This window comes from Micromonospora sp. NPDC051924 (assembly GCF_055586005.1).
In genome coordinates this window covers 210,743-228,716 of the sequence record NZ_JBVJJA010000007.1, presented here as the reverse complement: position 1 = coordinate 228,716, position 17,974 = coordinate 210,743, and the positions used below count along the sequence as shown (strand labels likewise).

Here is a 17,974-nt window from a genome sequence, read left to right as displayed (position 1 = left end):
CTGGTCGGGGTGGGGGTGGCCTACCTGCAGCAGACCGAGTGGGTGGTCACCGCCTGGAACTGGGTCACCGGTAACTGACCCGCCGTGGCCGCGGGGGGGGGGGGGTTTCTCCCCCCCCCCCCCCCCCCCCCCCCTGGCCCCCCCCCCCCCCCCCCCCCCCCCCCCCCGGCCGGGTCACGGATAGCTGACCAGGTTCACCGGCACGGTGTTGGTGCCCTGCGCGGTGCCGCCCGTGTCGTTGATGACGTGGGTGATCGACCCGTTGCCGCCCAGCGAGACGGTGAGCAGGTCGTGGAACCGTACGCCGGCCGCGGTCGGCGCCTCGAACCCGTGGTACGCGGCGATGGTCGGGTCCACGTTGAAGTAGCAGTAGCTGCCCATCCCCCAGCCCTCGAACGCGGTGACCGCGTTGGCCACCTTGAACGCGGCGTAGCCGACCATCGACCCGTTCATCCAGGCCGAGGCGCTCGGCGGGTCGTACGGCAGCTCGTTCTGGAAGAAGATGGTCCGGCCGTTGTTGCCGTTCCAGATCACCTCGTACTTCTGGTAGTGCTCGACGAACAGGCCGAGCGCGGTGACGTTGTTGCCGTTGACGACCAGGCCGGTGTCGGCGGTGTTCACGGTCCAGCCGACGCCGGTGCCGTGGTCGGCCCGCCAGGCCCAGATGTGGTCGATCAGGGCGTCGTGCTGGTTGACCACCAGGCTGGTGGTCGCCCTGCCCGCGCCCGCGCCCCCGATCCGGAAGAAGACGTCCTGGATGGAGGTCGGGTTGGCGGCGTGGCCGGCGGTGGACCCGGTCGGGCCGACCTGGAGCAGCACCGGCGAGTTGGTCGGCCCGGCGTCGAAGAGCATCCCGGCCAGCCGGACCCCGTCGACGTCGGCGACCGACATGGCGGTGACCCCGTTCTGCGGGATCAGCGTCGGGAAGCCGATGCCGAGGACCACGGTGCCCGGGCGGTTCACGGTGATGGTCTCGCCGACCGGGTAGATCCCGGGGGTGAGCAGCAGGTGCAACCCCTGGGCCAGGGCGGCGTTGATGGTGGCCGCGGAGTCACCCGGGTGGGCGACGTAGAACTGGCTCAGCGGGATCGACGTGCCCGGGGTGGCGCCCCCCAGCCAGGACGCGCCGGAGGCGTTGGCCCGGGTGGACGGGACGAAGACCTGATAGGCGCCGGCCGCGTCGAGGTAGAGGTACGGGATGTCCCGGCTGACCGGGGTCTGCGCCAGGGTGGTGTAGGGCGGGTTGGGGAAGCTGTTGGCGGGCGCGCCGACCACCCCGGAGTTGGTCATGTTCCAGACCGCGTTGAGATAGCCGCCGACGTTGCTGTCCCGCGTGTACCACTGCTGCTGCGAGTAGGGCTGCACGACGCCGGTGACCCGGCTGTCGGCGATGTACCCGCCGCTGGCCCAGCCGTACCCGTTCGGGGCCAGGTTCAGGTCGCCCTGGATGTCCATCCGGCGGAACGGCGCCGCCTGGGAGACGGCCCAGCGGATGAACCCGGCGGACGGGAACACCTCCAGGTTGGACGCGGAGCGCCAGAAGTTCTGGGTGGCGTTGCCGTTGAACCAGCCCGCGTCGACGGTGATGTCGCCGTGGATCCGGACGTCGTCGGGATTCCGGCCGAGCCCCATGATCGAGGTGTAGAAACCGATCTGCGCGTTGATCCCGGAGTAGTCGCCGGGCTTGAACATCAGCGCGTACCGCTGGCTGCCGAACTGGTTGGACTCCTGGGTGCGGAAGACCGAGTCGAGCTGGCCCTGGATGGTGGCCGCGGACATCGACGGGTCGAAGGTGATCACGTTGGGCCCGAGCGGGCCGCCGCCCGGGATGGTCCCTCCTCCGGAGGCGTGCACGGCGAACTCCCAGAGCGAGTAGCCCCAGCCGGTGGCCCGGACGGTGCCGTACATCCGCACGTACCGGCCGCTGCCGCTGACGGTGAGGTCGTCGGTGCCGCCGTCCCCGGTGGTGGTGGCGGCGACGGTGGTCCAGGCGGAGCCGTCGGTCGAGGTCTGGATCTGATACGCCTTCGCGTACGCGGTCTCCCAGTTGAGTACCACCCGGCACAGGGTCCGGACGCTGCCGAGGTCGACCTGGAGCCACTGCGGGTCGCTGGCCGCGCTGGACCAGCGGGTGCTCAGGCTGCCGTCGACGGCCGCGCTCGCCGGGGTGCCGGCGTTCTCCGTGGAGGAGGCGGTCGCGGGCCGGCCCTGCGCGGCGTTGGTGGCGGTGTCGCAGCCGCTGCCGCCGCCGGTGCTGCCGTAGACCTGGAACTCCCAGAGCGAGTAGCCGTAGGCGGTAGCCCGGGCGGTGCCGTACATCCGGACGTACCGGCCGGTGCCGCTGACCGTGAGGTCGTCGGTGCCGCCGTCACCGCTGGTGGTGGACCAGACGGTGGTCCAGGTGACCCCGTCGGTCGAGGTCTGGATCTGGTACGCCCGCGCGTAAGCGGCCTCCCAGGTCAGGGTGACCCGGGAGACGGTGGCGGTGGTGCCGAGGTCCACCTGGAGCCACTGTGGATCGGCGAAGGTGCTGGACCAGCGGGTGCCGGTGTTGCCGTCGGTGGCGTTGGCGGCGGCGGTGCCGGCGTTCTCGGTGGACGACGCGGTGGTTGGCCGCCCCTGCGACAGCAGCGGATCGGCCGCGCGGGCCGGGGACGGTGGGGCGACCAGCGCGGTCGCCGCGAGCAGGCCGGCGACGGCGGCGAGCAGTCGGCGCAGTGGCCGGCGGGACGGGTGGCGGCGCGGTGGGACCGGTGACATGGGCCTCTCCGGGGGACGCGGTGGGGACCGGGACGGGAAGACGGGCGGGCATGGACGCCCGCCCCGTTCCGGTGCAGAGTTCCCCTGGCAGTGGCACCTGTCAATGGAACCGGTACCGCCGTCCCCCTTTTTTCGCGCCTTGTGAAAAGTCCGGAACTAACTGTGTGAGCTGCCGTTGGCAGCGCGAAGGCGAGTCCGTCCGGCTCAGCCCTGGCGGGCCTTCTGCCGCGGGTCGGCCTTGTTGAGCACAAAGAGCTTGCCGCGGCGGCGCACCACGATCGAGTTCGCCTTGCGCTTCAGGCCACGGAGAGAGCTGCGAACCTTCACCCCGGATCACCCCGTTTCCGCTCGACTCTCGGCTGTCCGGCACGCGTACCCGGCCGGGACACGCTCATGCCCGGCGGTCGGCCCCGCCGGACGACGTCCGGCGGGGCCGACCGTTCAGGCGACCGCGCAGCGGGCGCCGTTGAGCGTGAACGCGGCGGGTCTGCCGGTGTTGCCGGTGTGGTTGGCCTGGAAGCCGATGTCCACCGAGCCGTTCGCCGGGATGGTCGCGTTGTAGGAGACGTTGCGGGCGGTGACCGCACCGCTGGTCGGCGCGTAGGTGGCGTTCCAGCCGTTGGTGATGGTCTGGCCGCTGGGCAGCGTGAACGCGAGACTCCAGCCGTTGACCGCCGCCGTACCGGTGTTGGTGATGCTCACCGACACGGTGAGCCCGGTGTTCCAGGCGTTGACCACGTACGCCACCCGGCACCCGCCGGTTGGTGGCGGACTGCTCGGCGGCGGCGTCGTCGGAGGCGGCGTGCCCGGCGGCGGCGTGGACGGCGGCGGGCTGCTCGGCGGGATGCTGGCGTCGAGGCCGAAGAAGCGGATCGCCTGGGCGGCGTCGACCGGGAGGTTGTGCGACACGCCCTGCATGCTGATCGCCTCGACCGGCGCCGTGCCGCCGGTGCCGCCGTACCGGGTCCGGGTGTAGCCGGACTGCGGGGTGTCGGTGTACGTCGGGGTCTGGCTCAACCCGTTGACGTTGGTCCACTGCTTGATTTCTTCGGTGAAGTTCGGGTAGCGCAGCGTCTCGTCGTTGGTCCCGTGCCAGAGCTGCATCCGGGGGCGCCGCCCGGTATACCCGGGGTACGCGCCGCGGACCAGGTCGCCCCACTGCTGGGCGGTCTTCACCACCAGGCCGTTGGCGCAGTCGCTGTTCCACTCCGACCCGTTGGTGGTGGCGAAGCAGCCGAAGGGCACGCCGGCGAAGGCCGCGCCGGCGCTGAACACGTCCGGGTAGTCGCCGAGCAGGACGTTGGTCATCATCGCCCCGGACGAGACGCCGGTGGCGAAGATCCGGTTCGGGTCCACGGCCCAGCGCTGCCGGACGTAGTCGACCATCGACCTGATGCCGACCGGGTCGCTGCCGCCGTCGCGCCGCAGCGCCTGGGGCGAGGAGACGTCGAAACACTGGCTGCTCCGGGTCACCGAGGGATAGACCACGAGGTAGCCGTACCGGTCGGCGAGGGAGGCGAACTGAGTGCCGGAGTACATCGCCGGGCCGCTGCCGGTGCAGTAGTGGTTGACCACCAGCAGCCCCGGCCGCGCCGCGGCGGTGTCCGGCACGTACAGGTACATCCGCAGGTTGCTCGGGTTGGCGCCGAAGTTCGTCACCTCGGTCAGCGCGGCCGCCGAGGCGGGACCGGGCAGCGCGAACGCCGCCAACGCGGCGAGCCCGGCGGCGAACAGCGCCGCGCCGAGGACCTTCATCCTTCCGCGCACGGCGAGGGGGCGATGCGATGGGTGCATGGGATCTCCTGAGGTGGTGGGGAAAGCCGCGCAGGAGTGCCCTGCCACCTGCGTGCTCGCCGGCGAGGCGCCATGACGGCGGCCCGGATCCTCGGAGACGAGATAGACGACCGCAGATCAAGGCGGTCCGAATCGGAGTGTAGGGCCCGCCAGCACGACCGACAACCACCTTCCGGAACACTTCCGGAAGAGATCCTCGCGGGGCCACCCGGAACGGGCGCACCGAGATAAGGTCGGCCCGTGCCGCAGGTCCAGGGGTCGCTTCTCGTCAAGCGGGGCGACGCGATCGTCACCGACGTGACCGCCGACGGCTGCACGGCGGGCACTCGGTTCCAGATCGCGTCGGTGAGCAAGCAGTTCACCGCCGCCGCGATCGTGCTGCTGGCCCAGCGCGGCGCGCTGGACCTCGAGGACCGGATCGGTCGCTGGTTCGGGACGAGCCCGAGCGAATGGCGGGACCTGACCCTGCACCAGCTGCTCACCCACACCTCGGGCATCGGGCACTGGGACGACTACCCGGAGATCGACCTGGGCCGGCGGGTCGAATGGGACGAGCTGCTGGCCACCTTCCACCGGCGGCCGCCGCTGTTCGCCCCCGGCGGCCGGTGGCACTACAGCAGCCCGGCGTACGTGCTGCTGGCCCAGGTGGCCCAGCGGGTGGCCGATCGCCCGTACGCGCGGCTGCTGGCCGACGAGATCTTCACACCGTCCGGACTGGAGCGCACCTTCGCCGGCTCGCCGGGCGGGCGGCAGGACATCGCGCAGGGGCACGGCCCGGACGGCGGGCCCGTGCCCTCGTGGGAGCTCGACGTGGTCGGCATGGGCGCCGGGGACGTCTGGTCCACCAGCAGTGACATCCTCACCTGGCTGGACACCCTGCGGGCCGGCCGGCTGCTCGACGAGCCGTACCGCACGCTGATGCTGACCCGGCGGGCGCCGACCGGGCGCGAGCCGCGCGGGGACGGGTACGGCTACGGCTGGTTCACCGGCAGGGTGGCCGGCGAACCCTGGTTCCACCACAGCGGACAGAACGCCGGTTTCCTGTCCTTCGCCGGCTGCCTGCCGGCCTCGCGCCGGCGGATCGTGCTGCTCACCAATTCCGAGGCGATCGACCGGGACGCCTTCGACAGCCTGCTGGCGGCCGCCCTCAGCTGACCGTCCGGCGACGTACCTCGTCGAGCATCTCGTCGACCGATCCGGCCGGGTCGGTCACCGGGAACTGCACCGCCCGCACCACGGCCTCCGGGTCGACCAGCAGCGTCAACCGCTTCAACCGGTCCACCCCACCGGCCCGGAAGGTGGGCAGCAGCAGGCCGGCCGCGAGCCGACCGTCCTGGTCGGACAGGAGCGGATACGGCAGCCCGGCGTGCGCCGCGAAGGCGCGCAACTGGTCCGGCCGCTGGGTGCTCACCCCGCGCACCTCGGCGCCGAGGGCGCGGAACCGGTCGTGCCGGTCGGCGTACGTGCGGGATTCGAGCGTGCACCCGACGGCGCCGGGGATCTCGGCCCAGCCCGGCGGGACGCCCTGCGCGCCCGGGGCGAAGGCACCCGGGAAGAGATAGAGCACCGTCCACCGGCCGGGGACGGTCGGCGACTCACTACCGCCGTCGTCCCGGGCCAGGGTGAGCTCCGGCACCCGCCGGCCGACCAGGTGGTGCACCCGGCGCGCCTCGGTGGAGCCGGCGGTCGCGGTGGCGGTGAGGGTGCCGTCGCCCATGACGTGCCGGGTGCCCCAGTCCTGGAGGGCGACCAGCACCGGCAGCAGCCCCTCGCCCTTGGCCGTCAGCAGATAGTCGTGCCGCGGCGGACGGGTCGAGTAGGGCCGGCGGACCAGCACCCCGTGCTCGACCAGGTCGGCGAGGTGCTCGGTGAGCGCCCGCCGGCTGACGCCCAACTCCCGCTGAAGGGCATCGAAGCGGGTGGTGCCGCCGGCGATCTCGCGCACGATCAGGAAGGTCCACCAGTCGCCGAGCACGCCCAGCGCCTGCGCGATGCCGCAGTCGGCGTCGCCGAGATCCGCCCGCCGCACATCCCACCTCCCACCCTTCCGGTCGCCTCGACTATAGTCCGTTTCAGATTGGAACTCACTGGCTCGGATCGGGGGTTGGCGGCATGTCCGTCGAGCAGGGAGCCGGGGTGTTCTGGCGCTGGTGGGCCGCGGGCACCACCAGTCAGGTGGGGTCGGCGGTCGGCGCGGTGGCGCTGCCGCTGACCGCGCTGACCGTGCTGGACGCCTCCGCGTTCGAGATGGGCCTGATCGCGGCGGCGAGCTACGTGGCCTGGCTGGTGATTGGGCTTCCGGCCGGCGTGATCGTGCAGCGGCTGCCGTTGCGCGGCACCCAGGTCTGCGCCGACCTGGCCCGGGCGGTCGCCGTGGCCTCGGTCCCGCTGGCCTGGTGGTGGGGCCTGCTGACCGTCGCGCAACTGGTCGTGGTGGCGCTTGTGGTCAGCTTCGCCAACGTGCTCTTCGACGTCGCCAACGCCACCTTCCTGCCGGCCATCGTGAGCCGCGAGCAGCTGCACGCGCGCAACAGCCTGACCTCGGCCACCCACGCCGGCACCCAGCTCAGCGGGCCGTCCCTGGGCGGTCTCGCGGTGCAGGCCCTCGGAGCGGTCCCGGCCGTCCTGGTCGACGCGGTCAGCTACCTGGTCTCGGCGGCGCTGCTGTGGTCGCTGCCGGCCCGCCGGGCCGACGCCCCGGACCGTCGGCCCCCGGTCCGCGCGCTGATCGGCGAGGGCTGGCGGTACGTCACCCGCCACCCGGTGATGGGGCCGACGATGTGGACGGCCACGGCGGTCAACTTCGTCTGCGGCGCGCAGCTCGCGATCTACCCGCTCTATCTGGTCCGGGAGCTGCACGCCCCGGCCGCCCTGGTCGGCCTGCTGCTCGCCGTCGAAGGGGTCGGCTCGCTGGTCGGGGCGACCCTGACGCCGTGGATCACCGGTCGGTGGGGCACGGCCCGGTCCCTGGTGGTCGCCTGCCTGGTCGCGGTCGGCGGCGCGTTCCTGGTGCCGACGGGCGCCGGCTGGCCCGCGTACCTCGCCTTCGCGGCCGGCAACGTGCTCTTCGCCGGCGGCGTGGTGGTGCTGAGCGTCACCACCCGCACCTACCGGCAGATCGCCAGCCCGCCGGAGCTGCTCTCCCGGGTGATGGCCACGGTCCGCTTCGTCTCCTGGGGGGCGATCCCGGTGGGCGGGCTGGTCGCCGGCGCTCTCGCCGGGCCGGCCGGCGCCCGGGTCACCCTGTTCGCCTTCGCCGCGGCCACGGCGCTGGCGCCGCTGGCCCTGCTCCTGTCCCCGGTACGCGGGCTACGCGACCTGGCCGACCTGCGAATCGACGAGCCGGCGGAGCGGGCGGCCGTCGCCCCGGTCGGCTGAGACCTCACCCGCCGCGGCCCCAGTCCCACATCGCCCGCAGGACCGGCAGCAGCGCGTGCCCCCGCTCGGTGAGGGTGTAGCTCACCCGGGGCGGCCACGACGCGGTACGCCGACGATCGACCACCCCGGCCGCGACGAGCTGGGCCAGGCGGTCGGTCAACACCTTGTCGGACAGGGCCGGCAGCGCCCGGGTGAGGTCGGTGAAGCTGCGCGGCCCCCGGGTCAGCTCACCGATCACCAACGCCGTCCAGCGGCCCCGCAGCGCGGCCAGGGTTACCTCGACCGGGCAGGACGGGTCGGGCCGGGCATCCGGGCCGGCGCAGGGCTCCAGCACGCCGGCCCCGGCGTGGCCAACCGTTTGGTGAGTCACGAGCGGCCCTCCTAGCGTTCGGCGCGGTTGCGATCGTCGCCGTCCAAGGGGGAAGTATGCGCGTCCACCACCTCAACTGCGGGACCATGCGGGAGATCACCCCGGTCGACGGCCGGGTGCTCCGGCCCCTCCCCGCGATCTGTCACTGCCTGCTGATCGAGACCGACTGCGACGGGCTGGTCCTGGTCGAGACCGGCTTCGGCACGGACGACGTGCGGCATCCCGAGGGGCGGCTCGGGGCCGACTTCCTGGCCTGGGCGCAGCCGGCCCTGGACGTCGAGGAGACCGCGGTACGGCAGATCGTCCGGCTCGGCCACACGCCGGCGGACGTCCGTCACGTCGTCCTCACCCACCTGCACCGGGACCACGCCGGTGGGCTGTCGGACTTCCCGCACGCCCGGGTACACCTACACGAGGCGGAGCACCGGGCGGCCACGGCGGTCGGCCACCACCCCTCGTACCTGCCGGGCCAGTGGACCCACGGGCCGGACTGGGTGACGTACCGGACGGACGGGGGCGAGCGGTGGCTCGGCCTCGACGGCGTGCGGCAGCTCGCCGGCCTGCCGCCGGAGATCCTGCTGGTGCCGCTCGCCGGCCACACCCCCGGGCACAGCGCGGTCGCCGTCCGGGTGGACCACGCCGCCGGGCCGGAATGGCTGGTCCACGCCGGGGACGCCTACTTCTACCGGGGCGAGATCACCCCCGGGCTGCCGCCGACCCCGCCGGCGTTCGACGCGCTCCAGGCCTCCGTGGAGACCGACCGGCCACTGCGGCTAGCGAACCTGGACCGCCTCGCCGCCCTGCTGTCCGAACAGCCGGAACGGGTCGAGGTGGTCTCCGCACACGACCCGTGGGAGTTCCGGCGGATGACCGCGCCGGCCGGTGACGCGGCCGGCTGACGGGCGGACCGGGCCTCAGCGAGCGGCCCGGACGCCGGCCAGGACCCGGGCCGAGGCGTTGCGGGCCGCCAGGCCGAACCCGGTACGCGGCACCAGCAGCCCCGCCGCGTACCGGGCCGCCCGCCGCTTCGGCTCGGTGCGGCAGCGGTGCCGCGTCTCGTACCGGTCGAACGCCGTGGTGTGGTCGGCGGCGTCGGCCAGCGCGTCGGCGAGGGTGTGGGCGCCGGCGACGGCGAGGCTGGACCCTTCGCCGAAGAGCGACACGCAGGAGGCGGCGTCGCCGACCAGCACGACCCGGCCGCGTGACCAGCGGGGCAGGCGGACCCGGCTGACGCTGTCGAAGTACAGGTCGTCGGCGGCGCGTACCCGGTCCAGCAACTCCGGCACCCGCCAGCCCCGCTGCTGCGCGTACGCCTCGACGACGAGTCGCTTGTGCTGCGCGAGGTCTCGGTGGTCGAAGCCGTCGACCGGCCCGCCGCGGAAGATGAAGGCGGCCAGGGCGCTGCCCCGGGCCGGGTGCACGGAGACCAGTCGGCCGGGCGAGTTGTGCAGCAGCACGTCGTACGGGTCGTCGGCGGGCGCGCCGAGCGGCAGGGTGGCCACCCACACACCGAGGTGGCGCACCTGGTTGGCCTCCGGCCCGAAGGCGAGCCGGCGCACCGTCGAGTGCAGACCGTCCGCCCCGACGACCAGGTCGAACCGGCGGGGCGCGCCGGCGGCGAAGGTGATGTCGACGCCACCGGTGTCCTCGGTCAGCCCGGTGATCGTGTCGTCGTACCGGAACTCGACGTCGTCGGCGGCGGCGCGGTGCAGGATCGCGGCGAGGTCGGCGCGGGGGACCTCCAGTCCCGGGTCGCTCGACGAGGCGGACATCGGCAACCGGGCGATGGTGGCGCCGGCGTCGTCGACCAGCCGCATCCCGGTCACCGGGGTGGCGGCCGCGCGCAGCTCGTCCCGCAGGCCCATCGCCGTGACGACCGGCAGGGCCGGACCGCGCACGTCGACCGGGTTGCCGCTGGACCGCTGCCCGGCGGCGCGTTCCACCACGGTGACCCGGAAGCCGCGCCGGGCCAGCCACCAGCCGAGCGTGTTGCCCGCGATGCCACCACCGGAGATCAGTACGGTGCGCATGGGCCGAGCATAGCGGCACTCAGTGCCAATATGCAATGACTGCCATACGGCTCTCCGTGCCGTACCATGTCCGCATGTCCCTGCGCGACCGGAAGCGGGCCCGGACCCGGCAGTCGCTCGTCGACGCCGCCGTCGAGCTCTTCGAACGGCACGGGTACGACCGGACCGGCGTCGCCGACATCGCCGCCGCGGCCGAGGTCGGCACCCGGACCTTCTTCCGCTACTTCCCCAGCAAGGAGGCGCTGCTCTTCCCCGAGAGCGACGACCGGGTGCGGGCTGCGGTCGAGGCGATCGCCGACCGGGCGCCGGACGAGGCACCGGCAGAGGTGCTGCTGCGGGCGCTGCGGACGGCGACCACCGGCAGCGAGGACATGGGGGGACGGCTCGCCGCGCTACGCCTGCGGCTGGTCCGCGAGGTTCCGGTCGTCCGCGGCCGTGCCCTGCAGCTCCAGCTCGACGCACAACGCGAGATCGCCCGGCACCTCGCCGCGGCGTATCCGGACCAGCTCGACCCGGTGTCGGCGGCGGCGTTGGTCGGGGCGTTCGTCGGCGCGGTGACCGGCGCGCTCCAGGTACTCCTCGAGGACCCGGACCGGGCCGGCGACCCGGCCGCGGTGCAGGAGGCCATGCGCCGGGCCACCGAGGTCGCCCTCGCCGCCCGGATGCACGCCGCACCGGCCGACTGAACCGCGCGCCGGTCAGCCCGGCAGGACGGCGGCGGCGACCGGGCGGACCCGGTCCGGGTGGGACAGCACGTCGACGTTGTCGAGGTACTGGTCGACCGCGCCGACCGGCGGCCGGTCGCGCAGCGCCGGGTCGGTGATCGCGGCGCGCAGGGCAGCGACGAACCGTTCCGCGCGCAGGACCAGGAACGGCCGGTCGTGGAACGGCCGGACGCCGGGGTCGACCCGCGCGGCCAGCCCGCTGTCGTTGCTCCAGGTGGCGACCGCCTCCAGGGCACGAACCAGGCCGACCTGCCGGGCCGGCCAGTCGCCCGGTCCGATCGCCGCGTTCAGCGCGTCGACCACCGGCGCCGCCGCCGGCAGCGCGGCGAAGACCGTGCCGAGCCACTTCGCGTACGGCGGCCAGCGGCGGTGCAGCAGCAGGCCGAGGCGCATCAAATCGCGGGCCAGGCCGGCGGCGACCACCCGGCTGCCCAGCTCGTCGCCGACCTCGGCGCACCGGCCGGCCAGGTGCTCCGACTGCCCCACCCGCTGCCAACCGGTCGCCAGCACGTGCCGCCAGACGTCGTCCGGATACCAGGCCAGTCGGGCCCGGACGGCGGTGAGCGCGCCGTCGAGCCCGTCGTGGAAGACCGCCCCGCCGTTCAGCTCGGCCAGCCGCTGGGTCGGCACGGAGAGCCAGTCCGCCACGCCGATCCCGGCGCGCGGGTCGAACCCGAGCCGCCCGCACAGCCAGCCGCCCAGCTCGTCGACGGTCACCCCGTGCCGCTCGCCGTCGGCGCGTACCACCCCCAGCCGGACCTCCGGGCCGCCGGCGAACCGGGTGGGCCAGCCCAGGAACTCGTCCGGCAACCCGGCGTCCAGGACCGCCCGGACCGGCCCGACGTCCCCGGGTTCGGCGACGAAGAGCTGGGTACGCGGCCCCCAGTCGTGGTCGGTGGAGCGCGGGGTGTCCAGGCCGAGCAACTCCGAACCGCCGTCGAGCAGGCCGGCGGCGTACCGGAGGCCGGGCAGGCGCCGGGACAGCAGCGGGGCGACCACCTCGTCGTGGAAGCGGCGGGCCAGGGTCAGCCCGGGTACGAACGTCACCCCGCCAGTCTGCCGGGCGGAAACCGTGCCACCCAGCGGTTATCGGTCCACCGGGCACGTCGCGCCGATAACCTGGCTCGGAGCGATGCCGGGAGGTGGGCGGTGACGGACAGCGATCGGGGCCGGGCGTCCGTACGACCTCGCCGGCTGCTGTGGGCCGGCATCCTCGCCGTGGTCGGGCTGGTGCTACTCCTGATCGGGCTGACCGTCGCCAACGGGACGCTGGCCTGGATCGAGGTGGTGCTGGCCTTCGTCCTGCTCGTGGCGAGCTACGCGCTGCAGCGGATGGCCCGCCGGGAGAGCCTGTACCGGCACGACAGCGGCTGACGTCCGCCGGCGCCGGTCCCCCACCACGTCGTACCGCTGTGCCAGGCTGGCGGACGTGGCCCAGCGACCCCCGATCCTGCTGATCGACTCCCCCAGCCTCTACTTCCGCGCCTACTTCGGCATTCCCGAGTCGGCGGCGAAGACGGCCGACGGCCAGCCGGTCAACGCCGTTCGCGGCTTCCTCGACATGCTCGCCCAGCTCGTCCGCACCCGCCGGCCCGACCGGATGGTCTGCACGCTCGACCACGACTGGCGGCCGGCCTGGCGGGTGGAGCTGCTGCCCTCGTACAAGGCGCACCGGGTGGCGCCGGAGGGCGGCGAGGTGGTGCCGGACACCCTCTCCCCGCAGGTGCCGATGATCCTCGAGGTGCTGGACGCGCTCGGCATCACCGCGGTCGGCGCCACCGGCTACGAAGCCGACGACGTGCTCGGCACCCTCTCGGTGACCCAGCCCGGCCCCGTCGAGGTGGTCTCGGGTGACCGGGACCTGTTCCAGCTCGTCGACGACGCCCGCCAGGTGCGGCTGCTCTACGTCGGGCGCGGCGTGGCCAAGCTGGAGGACTGCGACGACGCGGCGGTCCGGGCCAAGTACGGCGTGCCCGCCGACCGGTACGCCGACTTCGCCGCGCTGCGCGGCGACCCGTCCGACGGGCTGCCCGGTGTGCCCGGGGTCGGCGAGAAGACGGCCGCCCGGCTGATCGAGCGGTACGGCGGGCTGCCCGGCATCCTGGCCGCGCTGGACGACGGGGAGTCCGGCTTCGCCCCGGGCCTGCGCACCAAGCTGGCGGCGGCCCGGGACTACCTGGCCGTCGCGCCGAAGGTGGTCCGGGTCGCCACCGACATACCGCTACCGGAGTTGGCCACCACGCTGCCGACCGCGCCCGCCGACCCGGAACGGCTGCTGGCGCTGGCACAGCGGTGGAACCTCGCCGGCTCCTGCCGACGCCTGGTCGACGCCCTCGCCGGCGGGGCCTGACCCGGACGAGCCGCCACCTCGGCGATCCGGGTGGGATCCGGGCCGCCGGAACACCGCCACCTCGCCGGCCGGGCGGGGCGGCGGGATCAGGCGGCCGCGTGGTAGGCCAGCACGCCGCGGTTGACCGCGGCGATCGCCTGCCGGGCGGTGGACCGCAGCTCGGCCGAGGCCCCACCGGAGTCGGCGAGCTGGCCGAGCAGGTCGACCACCTGGCGAGCCCAGCGGACGAAGTCACCGGCGGGCATCTCGCCGTCGATCTGGTGGCCGCTGGCGAGCACCTTGGCGAGGGCCTCACCCCGGGCCCAGCGGTAGATCGGCCAGGCGAAGCCGAGGTCCGGCTCGCGGGTGACCGCGAGGCCACGGGCGGCCTCGTCCCCCTCGATGTCGCTCCACAGCTTCAGCGTCTCGTCGACCGCGTCGGCGACCGCGCCGCGCGGCAGGGAGGCCCGCTCGTCGACGTCCCGGCGGGCCTCGAAGACCACCACGGAGACCGCGGCGGCCAACTCGGCCGGGGAGAGTCCGTCCCACACCTTACGGCGCAGGCACTCGGCGACCAGCAGGTCCGCCTCGGTCCAGATCCGGCCGAGCATCCGCCCGGCGTCGGTGACCTCACCGTCGGCGGTGAGGTAGCCGCGCGCGGTCAGCAGCGCCACGATCCGGTCGAACGTCCGGGCCAGCGAGCCGGTCCGTCCGGCGACCCGCTGGCGCAGCTCCTCGGTGTCGCGCTCCAGCCGGCGGCGCCGCTCCGCCCAGCGGGCGTGCTCCTCCCGGTCCGGACAGGCGTGGCACGGGTGTTGCCGCAGCTCCGTACGGAGCTGGCTGAGCCGGTGGTCCTCGCCGACGGCCTGCCGGGAGCGCCCGCCACGCCGTCCGCCGTGCCGGTCCAGCCCGGTGCCGCTGACCGCGGCGGCGAGGTCACGCCGGGCCGCCGGGGACCGGTGGTTGAAGTGCTTCGGCACCCGGATCCGGGTGAGCACCTCGGCCGGGGTGGTGAAGTCGCCGGGGCTGACCCGGCCGGCCCAGCGGTCCTGGGTCAGCACCAGCGGGCGGGGTTCGCCGAAGCCGCCGGTGGCCGGGTCGAGGACCACCGCCAGGCCGGCCCGGCGGCCGGAGGGCACCCGGATCACGTCGCCGACCCGCAGCCGCTCCAGCGAGGCGATCGCGGCCGCCTTGCGCTGGGTCTGCCCCTGCCGGGCGATGGCGCGCTCCCGGTCGGCGATGGCCACCCGCAGCGCGAAGTACTCGTCGAAGTCGCCGTGGTGGCAGGCGGCCTCGGCGCCGTACGCCTCCATGGTCTCGGTGTTGCGCTGCACCTGCCGGGCCAGGCCGACCACCGACCGGTCCGCCTGGAACTGCGCGAACGAGGACTCCAGCAGGGCCCGGGCCGGCTCCGCGCCGACCGTGCCGACCAGGTTGACCGCCATGTTGTACGACGGCCGGAAGCTGGACCGCAACGGGTAGGTGCGGGTGGAGGCGAGGCCGGCCACGTGCCGGGGGTCGGTCTCCGGCGACCAGACCACCACCGCGTGCCCCTCGACGTCGATGCCACGCCGGCCGGCCCGGCCGGTGAGCTGCGTGTATTCCCCCGGGGTGAGGTCGACGTGCGCCTCGCCGTTGAACTTGACCAGGCGCTCCAGCACCACGCAGCGGGCCGGCATGTTGATGCCCAGGGCCAGGGTCTCGGTGGCGAAGACCGCCTTGACCAGGCCACGGACGAAGAGTTCCTCGACGACCTCCTTGAACGCGGGCAGCATGCCGGCGTGGTGCGCGGCCAGGCCCCGCTCCAGGCCGTCCAGCCACTCCCAGTAGCCGAGGACGGAGAGGTCCTCGCCGGGGATGGCGGTGATCCGCGACTCGACCACCCGGCGGATCTCGGCGCGCTCCTCCGGGGAGGTCAGCCGCAGCCCGGCGGCGAGACACTGCTGCACGGCGGCGTCGCAGCCGGCCCGGCTGAAGATGAACAGGATCGCCGGGAGCAGCCCCTCCCGGTCGAGCCGGTCGACGATGTCGGGGCGCATCGGGCCACGCCAGCGGGGGCCGCGCCGCCCGCCGCCGGGGCCGGCGCTGCGGCCCTCCCCCAGCTCCAGGCGGCGCATCGTGTCCCGGGTGTAGCGCAGCAGCTCGGGGTGCACGTCGTGCTTGCGCGCCGCGTCCGCGTCGTGGAACAGGTCGAACATCCGCTTGCCGACCAGCATGTGCTGCCAGAGCGGCACCGGCCGGTGCTCGCTGACCACCACGGCGGTCTCGCCCCGCACGGTGACCAGCCAGTCGGCGAACTCCTCGGCGTTGGAGACGGTGGCCGACAGCGAGACCAGGGTGACCGAGGCGGGCAGGTGGATGATCACCTCTTCCCAGACCCCGCCGCGGAACCGGTCGGCGAGGTAGTGCACCTCGTCCATCACCACGTAGGCCAGGCCCTCCAGCGTGGTCGAGCCGGCGTAGAGCATGTTGCGCAGCACCTCGGTGGTCATCACCACCACGGGCGCGTCGCCGTTGATCGCGTTGTCGCCGGTGAGCAGCCCGACCTGCTCGGCGCCGTAGCGGTCCACCAGGTCGTGGTACTTCTGGTTGGACAGCGCCTTGATCGGCGTGGTGTAGAAGCACTTGCGCCGGGTGGTCGGCGCCTCACCGCCGCCGGCGGCGGCCGCCGGCTGCCCGGGCCGGCCGCGCAGGGCGAGGTGTACGGCGAACTCGCCGACCACGGTCTTGCCGGCGCCGGTGGGAGCGCACACCAGCACGCCGCTGCCCCGCTCCAGGGCCTCGCACGCCTCCCGCTGGAAGTCGTCGAGGTCGAACCCCAGGTCTCGGGCAAATTCGTCCAGGGCCGGGAAGGCGGAGGCCTGCGCGGCCCGGCGGCGCGCCGCGGCGTACCGCTCGGCGGGGCTCGACATGTCCTCAAGATTAATCGGTGCGACCGACGACCACCGGCCAAGGCCATCCGGCAGGGCGGTCGGGGCGGGTCGGTAGGGTGCACGACGTGCCGGACCATGCCGAACCACCCCACGCCTCGAGCGGCGCCGACGACGCCGTCCGCCCGAGCCCGTCCCGCCGTGCCGTGGAGGGGGTGCTCTTCGACTTCCACGGCACCCTCGCCCAGGTCGAGGACCCCCGCGAGTGGGTGCTGGCCGCCGCGGCGGCGTGCGGGGTGGAGCTGGATCGGGTCCGGGCCACCGCGCTGGCCGACCGGCTGCTCACCGCCGGCCGGGCGGGCGGGCCGTTGCCGGCCCGGGTGCCGCCCCGGCTGGCCGAGCTCTGGGCCGACCGGGACCTCTACGAACACGCCCACCGGGGCGCGTACACCGGGTTGGCCGAGACGGTCGACGCCGGGATCGACGGGTTCGCGGACGCGCTCTACGAGCGGGTGCTGATCCCCGAGGGTTGGGTGCCGTACCCGGACACCGAGGCGGTGCTCAAGGCGCTGCGCCAGGCCGGGGTGAAGGTGGCCGTGGTCAGCAACATCGGCTTCGACATCCGGCCGCTGTTCGCGGCCTGGGGGCTGGACGGGCTGGTCGACGCGTACGCGCTGTCGTACGAGGTGGGGCGCTGCAAGCCGGACCCGGGGATCTTCCTGCGGGCCTGCGGGATGCTCGGCGTCGACCCGGAGCGCGCCCTGATGGTGGGTGACACCCAGGCCGACGCGGGCGCGGTACGGGCCGGCTGCGCGGTGCTGGTGCTGCCCTGCGCCGACGCGGGCCGCCCCAACGGGCTGGGCGCGGTGCTCGACCTCGCCCTGCCCGCCTGACGGCGGGCCGGTATCCGCGCTAACGCCCGCACGACATCTCTGCCAACACACGCCGCTAACATGGCCCGCGTAACGCCGCTATCGTGACCGGCGTGGACATTCCGCCCCGGGACCGGATCGTGCGCGCCGCCGCCGCGCTGCTCGCCGAGGGTGGCCGGGACGCGGTCACCACCCGGGCGGTCAGCCGGGCGGCTGGGGTGCAGGCGCCGACCATCTACCGGCAGTTCGGCGACCTGCGGGGCCTGCTCGACGCCGCCGCCAGCTACGGCTTCGCGGCGTACCTGCACGCCAAGGCGGCCCGGCAGCCGGCCGTCGACCCGGTCGACGACCTCCGTCAGGGCTGGGACATGCACGTCGAGTTCGGCGTCGCCAACCCGGCCTTCTACGCGCTCATGTATGGCGACCCGCAGCCCGGGGTCCGGCCCACCGCCGCCCGGGTGGCCGCCGACATCCTGCGGCAACTCGTCACCCGGGTGGCCGAGGCCGGCCGGCTGCGGGTCGGCGTCGACCGGGCGGCGGACATGATCCACGCGGCGGTCTGCGGGGTCACCCTCACCCTGATCCGGACGCCCCCGCCCGACCGCGACCCGAGCCTGTCCCCCGCCACCCGGGAGGCGGCCCTCGCCGCGGTCCGCACCGACCGCACCCCGGCGACCGGCCGCGAGCCCGACACCGCCGTCCGGCACGCCGTCGCGCTGCGGACCGCCCTGCCGACGCTGACCACCGATCTCAGCGCCGCGGAGCAGGCCCTGCTCGCCGAGTGGCTGGACCGGATCACCGCCACCCGGCCCGGCTGAGCCCCGGTGCGGGCGGGGCCGAGGCGCC

At 74.2% G+C, this 17,974-nt stretch carries 16 protein-coding genes; 8 read left to right on the top strand and 8 right to left on the bottom strand.

What is annotated here, in order from left to right:
* Positions 1 to 174: 174 nt before the first annotated feature.
* The 3 genes from ACZ6S5_RS08455 to ACZ6S5_RS08445 form a co-directional block, all read right to left on the bottom strand.
* Complete coding sequence (locus ACZ6S5_RS08455; protein ID WP_465999096.1) at positions 175 to 2,760, bottom strand: discoidin domain-containing protein; 2,586 nt, start codon at positions 2,758 to 2,760, stop codon at positions 175 to 177.
* Between the two features lie 204 nt (positions 2,761 to 2,964).
* Positions 2,965 to 3,087 (bottom strand): 50S ribosomal protein L36, encoded by a 123-nt coding sequence (locus tag ACZ6S5_RS08450; protein ID WP_089008045.1) that lies wholly within the window; start codon positions 3,085 to 3,087, stop codon positions 2,965 to 2,967.
* 114 nt (positions 3,088 to 3,201) lie between these two features.
* Positions 3,202 to 4,554 (bottom strand): extracellular catalytic domain type 1 short-chain-length polyhydroxyalkanoate depolymerase, encoded by a 1,353-nt coding sequence (locus tag ACZ6S5_RS08445; protein WP_465999094.1) that lies wholly within the window; start codon positions 4,552 to 4,554, stop codon positions 3,202 to 3,204.
* Between the two features lie 285 nt (positions 4,555 to 4,839).
* Between ACZ6S5_RS08445 and ACZ6S5_RS08440 the strand changes: the two genes are divergently transcribed.
* Positions 4,840 to 5,709, top strand: coding sequence for a serine hydrolase domain-containing protein (locus ACZ6S5_RS08440; RefSeq protein WP_465999107.1), 870 nt, complete (start codon positions 4,840 to 4,842; stop codon positions 5,707 to 5,709).
* Here ACZ6S5_RS08440 and ACZ6S5_RS08435 read toward each other — a convergent pair.
* Complete coding sequence (locus ACZ6S5_RS08435; RefSeq protein ID WP_465999092.1) at positions 5,702 to 6,583, bottom strand: winged helix-turn-helix transcriptional regulator; 882 nt, start codon at positions 6,581 to 6,583, stop codon at positions 5,702 to 5,704. The two genes, ACZ6S5_RS08440 and ACZ6S5_RS08435, sit on opposite strands and share 8 nt — an antisense overlap.
* An 83-nt stretch (positions 6,584 to 6,666) precedes the next feature.
* Between ACZ6S5_RS08435 and ACZ6S5_RS08430 the strand changes: the two genes are divergently transcribed.
* Positions 6,667 to 7,932, top strand: a complete 1,266-nt coding sequence (locus ACZ6S5_RS08430; RefSeq protein WP_465999090.1) for an MFS transporter — start codon at positions 6,667 to 6,669, stop codon at positions 7,930 to 7,932.
* A gap of 4 nt (positions 7,933 to 7,936) precedes the next feature.
* Here the strand turns inward: ACZ6S5_RS08430 and ACZ6S5_RS08425 are convergent, their stop codons facing one another.
* Complete coding sequence (locus ACZ6S5_RS08425; protein ID WP_465999088.1) at positions 7,937 to 8,302, bottom strand: winged helix-turn-helix transcriptional regulator; 366 nt, start codon at positions 8,300 to 8,302, stop codon at positions 7,937 to 7,939.
* 56 nt (positions 8,303 to 8,358) lie between these two features.
* On the opposite strand from ACZ6S5_RS08425, the gene ACZ6S5_RS08420 reads away from it, so the two are divergent.
* Entirely contained in the window at positions 8,359 to 9,201 is an 843-nt protein-coding gene (locus tag ACZ6S5_RS08420) for an MBL fold metallo-hydrolase (protein ID WP_465999086.1), read from the top strand.
* 15 nt (positions 9,202 to 9,216) lie between these two features.
* Here the strand turns inward: ACZ6S5_RS08420 and ACZ6S5_RS08415 are convergent, their stop codons facing one another.
* A complete protein-coding gene (locus ACZ6S5_RS08415; RefSeq protein WP_465999084.1) occupies positions 9,217 to 10,332 on the bottom strand; it encodes an FAD-dependent monooxygenase in 1,116 nt (371 codons plus the stop codon).
* A gap of 74 nt (positions 10,333 to 10,406) precedes the next feature.
* Here ACZ6S5_RS08415 and ACZ6S5_RS08410 point away from each other — a divergent pair, with 74 nt between their 5' ends.
* Positions 10,407 to 11,018, top strand: a complete 612-nt coding sequence (locus ACZ6S5_RS08410) for a TetR/AcrR family transcriptional regulator (protein WP_465999082.1) — start codon at positions 10,407 to 10,409, stop codon at positions 11,016 to 11,018.
* Positions 11,019 to 11,030: 12 nt separating this feature from the next.
* Here the strand turns inward: ACZ6S5_RS08410 and ACZ6S5_RS08405 are convergent, their stop codons facing one another.
* Positions 11,031 to 12,104, bottom strand: coding sequence for a DUF4037 domain-containing protein (locus ACZ6S5_RS08405; protein ID WP_465999081.1), 1,074 nt, complete (start codon positions 12,102 to 12,104; stop codon positions 11,031 to 11,033).
* 102 nt (positions 12,105 to 12,206) lie between these two features.
* Here ACZ6S5_RS08405 and ACZ6S5_RS08400 point away from each other — a divergent pair, with 102 nt between their 5' ends.
* Together ACZ6S5_RS08400 and ACZ6S5_RS08395 are read left to right on the top strand one after the other, a co-directional pair.
* Positions 12,207 to 12,431 (top strand): hypothetical protein, encoded by a 225-nt coding sequence (locus ACZ6S5_RS08400; RefSeq protein ID WP_465999079.1) that lies wholly within the window; start codon positions 12,207 to 12,209, stop codon positions 12,429 to 12,431.
* A gap of 55 nt (positions 12,432 to 12,486) precedes the next feature.
* Positions 12,487 to 13,407: a 5'-3' exonuclease gene (locus ACZ6S5_RS08395; protein ID WP_465999078.1), complete on the top strand. Its 921-nt coding sequence runs from the start codon at positions 12,487 to 12,489 to the stop codon at positions 13,405 to 13,407.
* 86 nt (positions 13,408 to 13,493) lie between these two features.
* On the opposite strand, the gene ACZ6S5_RS08390 is transcribed toward ACZ6S5_RS08395, so the two are convergent.
* Positions 13,494 to 16,298 (bottom strand): DEAD/DEAH box helicase, encoded by a 2,805-nt coding sequence (locus tag ACZ6S5_RS08390; protein WP_465999077.1) that lies wholly within the window; start codon positions 16,296 to 16,298, stop codon positions 13,494 to 13,496.
* An 86-nt stretch (positions 16,299 to 16,384) separates the two neighbouring features.
* Here ACZ6S5_RS08390 and ACZ6S5_RS08385 point away from each other — a divergent pair, with 86 nt between their 5' ends.
* Positions 16,385 to 17,149: an HAD family hydrolase gene (locus tag ACZ6S5_RS08385; protein WP_465999075.1), complete on the top strand. Its 765-nt coding sequence runs from the start codon at positions 16,385 to 16,387 to the stop codon at positions 17,147 to 17,149.
* 92 nt (positions 17,150 to 17,241) lie between these two features.
* Positions 17,242 to 17,946, top strand: a complete 705-nt coding sequence (locus tag ACZ6S5_RS08380) for a TetR/AcrR family transcriptional regulator (protein WP_465999073.1) — start codon at positions 17,242 to 17,244, stop codon at positions 17,944 to 17,946.
* Positions 17,947 to 17,974 lie beyond the last annotated feature (28 nt).